This is a genomic window from Sphingobium sp. LMC3-1-1.1 (assembly GCF_040676285.1).
Taxonomy (GTDB): Bacteria; Pseudomonadota; Alphaproteobacteria; order Sphingomonadales; family Sphingomonadaceae; genus Sphingobium.
Map to the genome: position 1 here is coordinate 1 of NZ_JBEGHQ010000014.1, position 10,876 is coordinate 10,876.

The following is a 10,876-nucleotide window of genomic DNA, read 5'->3' on the forward strand; positions in this document are numbered from 1 at the left end:
AGTACATCAACGGCTTCTACAATTCCCGGCGGCGCCCATTCATATCTGGGCGGCATCAGCCCGCTCGCCTTTGAGGCAAAGGTGGCATAATGAGATAGGTGACCGGCGCAAAACCGTTACAAGTCCACGGCGGGATGGATGACAACCGGAATTAGCTTAACTCAGCCGCCAAACTGCCCCAGATGCAGCCCCCCCCCGGGGGGAACTTCGAAATAATAATGAACATTAAAGCATGGCGGAACCAGCTTGCCCGTCTTGGGATCTCCGAAACTGTAAATGTAATATGGAATACCATCATAGCCCGCATCGACGCGAACGATTGCATCGCGATCCAATTCAACACTAGAAAGTAAATAAAATCCGCCCTGCCGTTCCCGCTGAGCGAGCCACTTCGCCACGGTGGACGTATCGTTCAACACATGTGGAAAGTTCCAGCGGGTAAATGTTGACGCACAGTCGGCCCCAACTCGCTGAAACGGCAGATCCAATTCTGCAAACACTGCTTGCGGCACAGATTGCGGCGCTCCAACCCAAGGAGCATGTTGCAACCCCTTCTGGCGGATGATCGATGCCATTTTCGGTGCCGTATCGAAGGGAAGGAGGAAATTCATGGTTGCTGTCGCTACGCCCAGACACGCAAGCCCTACGATCCAGACACTCACCAATGGTGTCATTTCCCGTCCCAATGACAGCGCAAGAAGCAGAACTGAGATGACCATTAGATGGCGAAGTAAAAGTGGATATATAAAAATAGAAAATAAAAATGTTACAAATAAAAATATGAAAAAAGACAACCTCTCTATTTTGGAAAACTGACAATAAGCCATACATAATAAAATAGGCAGCATGAATGCATTCATAGAGGAAAACGCATTCCATCTTGGTTGAAATGGGAAAATTAACTGGCCTGTGCGTGCAGCCCAACCAAGCGTATCCCAATATAGGCTCGAGGGATGGAGCGCTGGAACGATATCACTTGGCGGAATGACTGATACTGCTGCAACCACGCCCGAAATGAACCAAGGGGCAATACGCCAATGAAATATCTCCCGCCATCTAAGTGACAAAAACACAACAGAAACTAGACCGAACAAGAAATCAGTAAGCGGTAATAATCCAATCAGAACCCAAAATGCGCGATTGTTCCAAAATCGAACAACCGCAAAAATGATCATTATTCCAAGACTTCCACTACGGGAAATCGTGTTGAACTCAAACAGGATCGGCTCAGACAGGAGCACGCACACACGCAACCAAAGAGGTTGATTTGTAAAGCTCAAAACAATAAATATTGTTATTAAGGCACAAAGAGTTGCAGCTATTTTTAAAGCTAAGACGCCTCCTCCGGCGAGCGCAATGACACGAAGGAAAATATACCAAAGCGGCGGATGTCCTTCATATCGCAAATGCTCCACCAAAGACGTCAAATTCGGACTCGATGCAGCGATTTGGAGTGCCTGCCATTCATCTTGCCACGCAACGTGAGACCAAATCAGCGAAAGCTGCAGTACCACAATGAAACTACATGCAAGCCAATCTTCCTTGAGTTTCATTTTCCCCCACCACAACCCAATACACTCGAAATCAAATAATGAATCCAATCTCTTCGGCAAATCAACAGGCATATTGAGGTGGCCTCGCCTTCTTGGACAGGTTGGCGGCTAAGTTAAGCTCATCCCAGTGTCGTTTCATGCCGCCATTTGGGTGATCAAATCCTGGGGGGCATGCCCCCCAGGATTTGAAGCGCCGATTTGTCCATATGCCTCGCCTGGGGTTTTCCCTGCAAGGCGTGAATGCGGGCGATGGTTGTCATAATAGGCGAACCATCGGCCCAGGCCGGCACGCAGTTCAGATCCGGTCTCGAAGGCGTGCAGATAGACGCATTCGTACTTCACAGACCGCCAGAGCCGTTCGATGAAGACATTGTCCATCCAGCGTCCCCGGCCGTCCATGCTGATCTTGATCTCGGCTGCGCGCAGCACCCCGATGAAGGCGTTGCTGGTGAATTGGCTGCCCTGATCGGTATTGAAGATATCGGGCTTACCAAAACGGGCCAGCGCCTCCTCCAGGGCCTCGACGCAAAAGCCGGCATCCGTGGTGTTCGATAGCCGCCAGGCCAGCACCTTGCGGCTTGCCCAGTCCATGATGGCGACCAGATACAGGAAGCCCCGGCGCATGGGCAGATAGGTCACCGTCCGCGCACCAGACGTGGTTGGGGCGCGTGATTTCCAGATTGCGCAGCAGATAGGGATAAATCCGATGCTCGGGATGCGGATCGCTCGTGCGAGGGCGCTGGTAAATTGCCGCCAGCCCCATCTTCGCCATCAGCCGCCGGACCCGGCGACGGCCGATCGCATGGCCCAGACGCCGCAAATGCCGCGCCATCTGACGGCTGCCGTACCACGGACATTCCATGAACGTCTCGTCGATCACCGTCATCAGCGCCAGCGTCTCGTCGCTTTCCGGCACCGGCGTGTAGTAATAGGACGACCGGCTGATCGACAGCAGGCGGCACTGCATCGCGATCGACAGATCCTGGTGTGTCGGCTCGATCTTCGATCGCCTCCAGGCCACGCTCATCGACCGGAGGCTCTCGCCAAAAAATCCCTTTCCACCAGCAATTGCCCGATCTTGGCGTGCAACTTCTCGATTTCCGCTTCACTGGCAGCCTTCGATGCCTGATCACCATTATCGAACAGGCTGGCCATCCCATCCATCGCCTGCCGCTTCCATGCCCCGATCATCGTGTGGTGGATGCCATGTTTCGCTGCCAGTTCCGCCAGCGTCAGATCGCCCCGGATCGCTTCCATCGCCACCTTCGCCTTGAACTCCGCGCTGTAGCGCTTTCTCGTCGTCTTCATTCCCGTCCATTCCTTCAGGTCGGGATGAGCTTATCACCCTGTCCGAATTTCCGGCACCACCTCACAGCGACTCAGCACGTGCTGCGATTACCGGATCTCCGCAATGACCATAGTTGAGGAATACCCGTTGCCCGGACGCATCTATGTGCTACCGGGGCACCGCACAACAAAGAGGAAAGACTCAGATCGTGGGCAATCCGGTGAAACTTATCACGCCGAAGCGTTATGGAGATTCGCGTGGGTGGTTTTCCGAAACCTATGTCGCCACCCGCTGGGCGCAGCAGGGCGTCGATGTCATGTTCGTGCAGGACAACCATAGCTTTTCCGGGCCTGTGGGCACAATACGCGGCATTCATTTTCAGAAAATTCCTCACCCCCAAGCGAAACTCGTCCGTTGCATACGCGGCGCGATTATCGATTACGCAGTCGATCTTCGCAGGGGGTCGCCCACCTATGGACAGTTCGCGGCTGCGGAACTCACGGCAGAAAATGGCCATCAGCTTTACTTGCCGGTGGGCTTCGGCCATGCGTTCGTTACGACCGCACCCGACACCGAAGTCCTTTACAAGGTGTCGGACTTTTATGCTCCGGATTGCGAAGGCGGTGTGCGCTGGGACTGCCCTGATATCGGCATCGATTGGCCGTTGCCCGCCAGTGGGCCGGTCCTGTCGGACAAGGACCTGACTCTGCCGTTGCTTGCGCAATTCGAAAGTGTTTTTACCTATGCGGGTCATCCGCTTGAACCTATCGCGGCACCGCAGGGCTGAACATCTGGCAGCACTTTTCCATCAGGGGAGTTTTATGCGCATACTGGTCACCGGCGGCGCGGGGTTCATCGGCTCTGCCCTCGTACGCCATCTGGTCGGCGAAAGCGATTATGAGGTGCTGAACCTCGACAAGCTTACTTATGCCGGTGTGCTGTCCTCGCTCGATCCGGTCGCAAGCAATCTCCGCTATCACTTCGTGCAGGGTGACATCGCTGACGCCGCGCTGGTTGCGAAGCTGCTGGCGGAGTTCCGACCTCAGGTGATCGCGCACCTTGCGGCGGAGAGCCATGTCGATCGATCTATCGACGGGCCGGGTGAGTTCATCCAAACCAACATCGTCGGCACCTATACGATGCTGCAACAGGCACTCGGCTACTGGCAGGGCTTGGAGCAGACTGAGAAAGATGCGTTCCGCTTCCACCACATCTCCACCGACGAGGTGTTCGGCTCGCTCGGCGACACTGGCTATTTCACTGAGAAGACAGCTTACGACCCGCGCTCTCCCTATTCGTCGTCCAAGGCCGCGTCGGACCATCTCGTGCGGGCTTGGGGCCATACCTACGGCATACCCGTACTCGTCACGAACTGCTCCAATAATTACGGTCCCTATCACTTTCCCGAGAAGCTTATCCCTCTCATCATCATTCGTGCTTTGGCGGGCGCGCCTCTCCCTGTTTACGGCGACGGCAGCAATGTACGCGATTGGCTGTTCGTGGAAGACCATGCCCGCGCCCTGCAGGTCGTGTTCGAGCGAGGGACGCCGGGCGAAACCTATAATGTCGGCGGCAATGCAGAACGGCGGAACATTGACGTCGTGCAGGCCATTTGCGCGGTGCTGGACGGCCAACGACCTCGAGCCGACGGCAGGGGCTATGCCGAGCAGATCACCTTCGTGACTGATCGGCCGGGACACGACCAGCGCTACGCCATCGATGCCAGCAAGATCCGCCGAGAACTTGGATGGGAACCGAGCACCGGTTTCGAGCAGGGTATCGCCCGTACGGTACAATGGTATCTCGATAATGAGAGCTGGTGGCGGGACATTCTGAACGGACGCTACGATACCGCGCGGCTCGGCCTCAAGGCACTCTCGTGAGCCGTCGGATTCTCATCACGGGAGGCACCGGCCAAGTAGGCCTGGAACTGGCTCGCCTCAACTGGCCTGCAGACGTAGAGCCGCATTTCCCCGATCGAGCCGCCCTCGACCTCGGCAGCGAGGCAAGCGTCACTTGCCTCGCTAACCATGACTGGGCGGCCGTAATAAACTGCGCCGCTTACACCGCCGTCGATAAGGCGGAGAGTGAGGTTGGCACTGCTTTCCTTGTCAATGCGCAAGGACCGGCCTGGCTAGCGGAGGCGACCGCGCGGGCGGGCATCCCGCTCATCCATGTCTCGACCGATTACGTCTTCTCCGGTGACGGTGAAGGTTTTTACGAACCGGGCGATCCGGTCGGACCGCCCGGCGTCTATGGTGCAAGCAAACTGGCGGGCGAACTGGCGGTTCGGACTGGCAATCCGCGCTCGATCGTGCTGCGTACCGCTTGGGTACTGAGTGCGTATCGCGGCAATTTCCTCAAAACCATGCTTAGGATCGGCGCAGCCGATGATTCCATACGCGTCGTCGCTGACCAAATCGGTTGTCCGACATCCGCCGCCGACATCGCCGGGGCGCTGCAGGCCATCACGCTCGCGCATCTCAAAGACAAAGGGGCTCCAACGGGTATCTATCACTTCGTCAATGGAGGCGAGGCGAGTTGGTGCGATCTTGCGCGGGAGATTTTCGCCCTCTCCGCTGCTGCCGGGGGCCCCTCCGCCGATGTCACCGCGATCACGACAGCAGACTATCCCACCATCGCCCGCCGACCTGCCAACTCCCGGCTCTGCACAGCCAGCCTGACGCGAGACTTCGGCATGACGCCGCGTCCGTGGCGAGACGCGGTTGCCGAGATCGTCACCGAACTGGTCGGCTCCAGTGCGCAGGAGAAGAAATGAAAGGCATCATCCTTGCAGGAGGCTCCGGCACTCGCCTCCACCCCATGACCATCGTCACGTCGAAGCAGCTCGTGCCTATCTACGACAAGCCGATGATCTATTATCCTCTGTCGACCCTGATGCTAGCGGGCATCCGGGAAATCCTCATTATCTCGACGCCGCGCGATGTGCCGTCTTTTCAGGCACTGTTGGGGAATGGGTCCACTTGGGGACTGGAGATTCAGTACGCGGTACAGCCGAGCCCCGATGGTCTCGCTCAAGCGTATGTCATCGGCGCGGACTTCGTTCGGGGTGGGCCATCCGCGCTGATTCTTGGGGACAATATCTATTTCGGCCACGGCCTTGGCGACCTCTTTGCTACCGCCATGGCCCGGCCTACGGGCGCGACGGTGTTCGGCTACCATGTCACCGACCCGGAGCGCTATGGCGTGGTCGAGTTCGACGCTGACATGAAAGCGATCTCCATTGAGGAGAAGCCGCAGAACCCCCGTTCCAACTGGGCGGTGACCGGCCTTTATTTCTATGACGAGGAGGTGATCGACATCGCCGCCTCCCTTAAGCCCTCGCTGCGGGGCGAACTAGAGATAACAGACGTAAACAGGGCCTATCTGCAGCGGGGCCAGCTGTCAGTCGAAGTGATGGGGCGGGGCTATGCGTGGCTGGATACGGGAACGCCCGACAGTCTGATCGAAGCGGCCGAGTTCGTGCGCACACTGGAGAAGCGACAGGGCTTCAAGATCGCCAGCCCCGAGGAGGTGGCGTGGCGGCAAGGCTTCATCGACGATGCCCAGCTTGAGCGGTTGGCGGCTGCCCTAGGCAAATCGACATATGGCGCCTATCTGCGGCAAATCCTTTCGACGAGATACTGATTTCGGCGCAGCGGCGCGCTTCTACAGGCATTTCAGGACAAAATTATCTCTTCGCACGGATATTTTATCGCCCGGTACCTTCGCGCGGTTTGTGGATGGGGTTTCCCGCCCATCTGGTGCCTTGGGCGATAAGGGGCGACTTTTGTCGGTTGCAAAATTCGCGTGGCCGTCGCATGACGCCAGCGCCATTGTCAGCTTGCGGGATGAATTCCCTCAAAGGATAACATGCTCGAAAGAAACGATCAGTTCATGAAGGAAAGCTCTGCAAAGAATGGCGAGTATTTTCTTGCTGTTGTAAGGCGTGGCATAGAAAAACTGTTTGGGTTAGGATGGCTCTTTATCTTCTTGGTTGTCATTCCGACGATGTGTTCGATTATTTATTTCGGCCTGTGCGCATCGGATGTCTATGTTTCGGAAGCTCGGTTTGTGGTTCGCAGTCCGGATAAACCGGCGTCCAGCTCTCTCGGTATATTGCTCAAAGGTGCTGGATTTTCCAATTCAGGTGACGAGATTTTCGCGGCTCAGGACTATATAATGTCCCGAGATGCGTTGGCCGCGCTCAACGCGGATGGAAGTTTTCGGCGGGCCTATTCGAACGCTAATCTTTCATTTTTCGATCGATTTAACACCTCGTGGACAGGGTCCACTTTCGAAGATTTGTTCAAATATTTCAAAACGAAGGTGAAGGTGGAGCATGACAGCACGTCATCCATCACCACACTCACGGTGCGTGCTTATACGGCGGCAGATGCGCTCCGCTATAATAGGCAACTGCTTGAAATGGCGGAGGGTACGGTCAATCGGCTGAATGAGCGCGGGAGGCAGGACCTCATTCGCTTCGCAAGCGCAGAGGTGGAAGCCGCGAAGGAGAAATCCCGTACAGCTGCGCTCGCCTTGTCCGGCTATCGCAATCGCCAGGGCATCGTCGATCCTGAGAAGCAGGCCACCGTCCAGCTTCAGATGATCTCGAAGCTGCAGGACGAACTGATCTCGACGAAGACTGAATTGCTTCAACTGCGTACCTTCACGCCGACCAACCCGCAGATTGCGGTTCTGAAGACGCGCATAGATGGGCTTTCGCACGAGGTGGAATCGGAACTGGGCAAAGTCGCAGGCGGCCAGCGATCGCTGGCCGCCGCCGCAGCGCAATATCAGCGCCTTCAGCTCGAGACGCAGTTTGCCGACAAGCAACTCGCTGCCGCCATGGCCTCGCTGGAAGAGGCCCAGAATGAGGCGCGGCGCAAGCAGGCCTATGTAGAGCGTATCGTCCAGCCTAACCTGCCGGATGAGGCGTTAGAACCGAGGCGCCTGCGCGGGATCATGGCTACGCTTGCACTCGGATTGGTCCTCTGGGGTATATTCAGCATGCTGCTCGCAGGCGCTAGGGAGCACAGAGACTGATGCCCCCCGGTGCGCAGAATAGCGAAAGTCTCCTGCATTCCTTTGCGGTGCAGCGCCGCGTCATCGGCGCTTTACTGATGCGCGAGATACTAACGCGCTATGGCCGCCATAATATCGGGTTTTTGTGGCTATTCGTCGAACCCATGCTGTTCACGGTTGGCGTTACGGCGATCTGGACCGCAACTAAAGCTATCCATGGCGGCAATCTTCCGATCACGGCCTTTGCGATCACCGGATATTCCAGCGTACTGTTGTGGCGGAACATGCCGGCGCGCTGTATTGCGTCGATCGAGCCCAATGCGGCCCTGCTTCATCACCGGAACGTCAAAATCATCGACATTTTCATTTCCCGCGTGCTAGTGGAAATGATGGGTGCGTCGATTTCCTTCTTCGGCCTGACTATATTCTTCCATTTCATCGGTTGGACGGAACTGCCGGAAGATATCATCACGCTGCTGCTCGGCTGGTTGTCTATCGCCTGGTTTGGTGCTGCGTTGGCGATTTTCCTCGGGGCACTCGCTGAGCGATCCGAATTAGTGGACAAGCTTTGGCACCCATTGGCTTATCTATTGTTTCCCTTTTCGGGAGCAGGCTTCATCGTCGATTCAACGCCTCAGGCGTTCCAGAATTTTCTGTATTTCTTCCCCATGGTGCATGGCGTGGAGATCGTTCGCGACGGATATTTCGGTTCGGCCTTTCATCCCCATTATGATGTGGCATATCTCGTCTGTTTCTGTCTGGTGCTCAGCTTGCTGGCAGTTATGGAGGTACGCGTGGCCACTCGAAATGTGGTGCCTTCCACATGATCAGGCTTACTGACGTCTCACGCAGCTATCGCACCCGCCATGGCAGCAAACGTGTTCTTAATCGGGTTGGCCTGACGGTCCATCGCGGCGACAAGCTGGGTGTACTGGGCCGGAACGGAGCGGGAAAGTCCACTCTGATCCGGATGATTTCTGGAGCCGAGTTGCCGGACAGCGGTACGGTTGAACGGACGATGTCTGTATCCTGGCCGTTGGCATTTGGCGGCGCGTTCCAGATTGCCTTGACCGGGCTAGACAATTTGCGGTTTATTTGTCGCGTCTATGGCGTGCCCTTCGAGGACAAGATCGACAGGGTCGATGATTTTGCTGAACTGGGGCGCTATCTGAGGGAGCCGGTCCGATCTTATTCGGCCGGTATGCGAGCCCGTTTAGCGTTCGCCATCTCCATGTTGATTGAATTCGATTGCTTTCTGATCGACGAGGTCGTTGCCGTCGGCGATGCACGCTTCCATCAAAAATGTCTTGTTGAATTGTTCGAGAAGCGAGCGGACCGAGCGATGATTATTGTGTCGCACGATCCAGGCTATATCCGTGAACATTGCAATCTTGCTGCCGTTCTGTCCAACGGGCATCTCAGTCGTTATGACTCTGTCGATGAGGCGTTTGAGTCTTACAGTGCGGAAATCGCCTGAGGACCGCTGATGCTGGCTCTTCTGAGATGGTATAGAGGCATTCGCTATCTGCGGCAGATCAGGCCGTATGGAGATCGTACCGCAGAAAAGCGACCCCGGCATCTGCTAGTGGACGTGTCCGTCCTGCGACGTGTCGACTCCCGCACCGGCATTCAACGCGTGGTCCGTGCGCTGCTCGTTGAACTGACCAAAATGATGCTGACGGACATGGTAGTTCAGCCCGTTTTCGCAACGCGTAAAGAGCCATATCGCTATTGCGACCTTACCTTCCTGAACCGGAGTCTATCGGTGCAGGCGCCATCGGCGGGTGGAATTGTTATTCCACGTGCCGGTGACGTGTTTCTCGGGCTCGATCTCGCTATCCATCTCCTTCCCATCCATGAACGTCAGATCGCCCATTGGAAGAAGGAAGACGTTACCCTCTTCGTGATTGTTTATGATCTGCTGCCTTTGCTTGACCGACGCTGGTTCACGGCCAAGCTCCGCCGTCGTTTTCGGTCCTGGTTAAAAATGCTCGCCCAGCGTGTGGATGGAGCCATCTGCATCTCCTACGCTGTCGCGGCGGAACTGGAGGAGGTGCTTGCGGGATTGGGAACGCGGGCGGGTGGTCCTCTTGTTTCGACTATCCCGCTTGGCGGCGACATGATGGCAACGCTGCCTAGTTCCGGCCTTCCAGCGGGAGCGGAAACCTTGCTAGAGGAGGTCCGATCGCGGCCGACTATCTTGATGGTTGGGACGATCGAGCCACGTAAGGCGTATGACAAGGCGCTGGCGGCGTTTGAGCGGCTTTGGCAGCGTCAGGGTGATGGTGCGCCGCAGCTGCTTATTGTGGGCCGGGCGGGCTGGAAGACGGAGGCGTTTCAGCGGCGTCTGCGCACGCATCCTCAATCAGGGCAAAGGTTCCGCTGGCTTGAAGATGTCAGCGACGAATTTCTCGATCAATTATATGATGCGGCAATGGGGGTGCTGATGACCTCCTATGCGGAAGGTTGTGGATTGCCAGTCTTGGAAGCACTGGCACACCACAAGCCGGTATTGGCGCGGGATCTGCCCGTCTTTCGGGAGATAGGATCGCAGCTTGTTTTCTTTTTCCAGGATGACGGTCCGGACGCGCTGGCCGCGTCGATCGGTGATTTTATCGAAAGCGCCGGGCAAGGCGCCAACGGGAAAATAATCGTTGATAGAATGTCTTGGTCGAACACGGCTCTGTCGTTGATGAATGTCATTGAAGCCCGAATGGTAAGCACTCAGCTGCCGGATGCGAGCGGGCAGGCACGCCTGGGCAAGAAAAGCTGGATGGTTCGAAAAACAGAGAGCATCCGATGACCTGAGATGATTCGTGTGTGGATCGGGCTCGTTTAGCAGGTGAGATTTTCTGGATGATAGTTCCGTAAGCGGGGTCTGACTGGACTTGTAACGGTTTTGTGCTGTTCACTTGAGAGTTTAAGGCTCGTTCAAGGAGACCGATGAGATGATCAAGCATAGCGAAGAGTTCAAGCAGGAGGCGGTGCGCATTGCGCTGACCAGCGG

General features: G+C 56.3%; 9 protein-coding genes and 1 pseudogene. 8 read left to right on the forward strand and 2 right to left on the reverse strand.

The window, feature by feature from the left end:
* Positions 1-161 precede the first annotated feature (161 nt).
* Both MRBLMC3_RS13210 and MRBLMC3_RS13215 read right to left on the reverse strand, forming a co-directional pair.
* A complete protein-coding gene (locus MRBLMC3_RS13210) occupies positions 162-1,625 on the reverse strand; it encodes a hypothetical protein (protein ID WP_363829508.1) in 1,464 nt (487 codons plus the stop codon).
* A 63-nt stretch (positions 1,626-1,688) separates the two neighbouring features.
* Positions 1,689-2,861, reverse strand: a pseudogene (locus MRBLMC3_RS13215) (IS3 family transposase).
* A gap of 188 nt (positions 2,862-3,049) precedes the next feature.
* Here MRBLMC3_RS13215 and rfbC point away from each other — a divergent pair.
* From rfbC to MRBLMC3_RS13255, 8 genes are all read left to right on the forward strand, one after another.
* Complete coding sequence (gene rfbC / locus MRBLMC3_RS13220) at positions 3,050-3,628, forward strand: dTDP-4-dehydrorhamnose 3,5-epimerase (RefSeq protein WP_363829511.1); 579 nt, start codon at positions 3,050-3,052, stop codon at positions 3,626-3,628.
* 34 nt (positions 3,629-3,662) lie between these two features.
* Positions 3,663-4,724: a dTDP-glucose 4,6-dehydratase gene (gene rfbB / locus MRBLMC3_RS13225; protein WP_363829514.1), complete on the forward strand. Its 1,062-nt coding sequence runs from the start codon at positions 3,663-3,665 to the stop codon at positions 4,722-4,724.
* On the forward strand, positions 4,721-5,620 hold the full coding sequence (rfbD, locus tag MRBLMC3_RS13230; protein WP_363829517.1) for a dTDP-4-dehydrorhamnose reductase: 900 nt from the start codon (positions 4,721-4,723) through the stop codon (positions 5,618-5,620). The genes rfbB and rfbD overlap by 4 nt, the downstream gene beginning before the upstream one ends.
* Positions 5,617-6,489: a glucose-1-phosphate thymidylyltransferase RfbA gene (gene rfbA, locus MRBLMC3_RS13235; RefSeq protein ID WP_363829519.1), complete on the forward strand. Its 873-nt coding sequence runs from the start codon at positions 5,617-5,619 to the stop codon at positions 6,487-6,489. Before rfbD ends, rfbA begins: the two co-directional genes overlap by 4 nt.
* A gap of 225 nt (positions 6,490-6,714) precedes the next feature.
* Positions 6,715-7,890 (forward strand): hypothetical protein, encoded by a 1,176-nt coding sequence (locus tag MRBLMC3_RS13240; protein WP_363829521.1) that lies wholly within the window; start codon positions 6,715-6,717, stop codon positions 7,888-7,890.
* Positions 7,890-8,696, forward strand: coding sequence for an ABC transporter permease (locus MRBLMC3_RS13245; protein WP_363829524.1), 807 nt, complete (start codon positions 7,890-7,892; stop codon positions 8,694-8,696). The genes MRBLMC3_RS13240 and MRBLMC3_RS13245 overlap by 1 nt, the downstream gene beginning before the upstream one ends.
* A complete protein-coding gene (locus MRBLMC3_RS13250) occupies positions 8,693-9,346 on the forward strand; it encodes an ABC transporter ATP-binding protein (protein WP_363829527.1) in 654 nt (217 codons plus the stop codon). Before MRBLMC3_RS13245 ends, MRBLMC3_RS13250 begins: the two co-directional genes overlap by 4 nt.
* A gap of 9 nt (positions 9,347-9,355) precedes the next feature.
* The gene (locus MRBLMC3_RS13255) at positions 9,356-10,672 is read left to right on the forward strand and encodes a glycosyltransferase family 4 protein (protein ID WP_363829530.1); all 1,317 of its coding nucleotides are present in this window, start codon (positions 9,356-9,358) and stop codon (positions 10,670-10,672) included.
* The last annotated feature ends 204 nt before the right edge of the window (positions 10,673-10,876 follow it).

Excerpts from the sequence above, each read along its gene's own strand:
- MRBLMC3_RS13210 (WP_363829508.1), bottom strand. The coding sequence starts at position 1,625 with ATGCCTGTTGATTTGCCGAAGAGATTGGATTCATTATTTGATTTCGAG.
- rfbB (WP_363829514.1), top strand. The coding sequence starts at position 3,663 with ATGCGCATACTGGTCACCGGCGGCGCGGGGTTCATCGGCTCTGCCCTC.
- rfbA (WP_363829519.1), top strand. The coding sequence starts at position 5,617 with ATGAAAGGCATCATCCTTGCAGGAGGCTCCGGCACTCGCCTCCACCCC.
- MRBLMC3_RS13240 (WP_363829521.1), top strand. The coding sequence starts at position 6,715 with ATGCTCGAAAGAAACGATCAGTTCATGAAGGAAAGCTCTGCAAAGAAT.
- MRBLMC3_RS13245 (WP_363829524.1), top strand. The coding sequence starts at position 7,890 with ATGCCCCCCGGTGCGCAGAATAGCGAAAGTCTCCTGCATTCCTTTGCG.
- MRBLMC3_RS13250 (WP_363829527.1), top strand. The coding sequence starts at position 8,693 with ATGATCAGGCTTACTGACGTCTCACGCAGCTATCGCACCCGCCATGGC.
- MRBLMC3_RS13255 (WP_363829530.1), top strand. The coding sequence starts at position 9,356 with ATGCTGGCTCTTCTGAGATGGTATAGAGGCATTCGCTATCTGCGGCAG.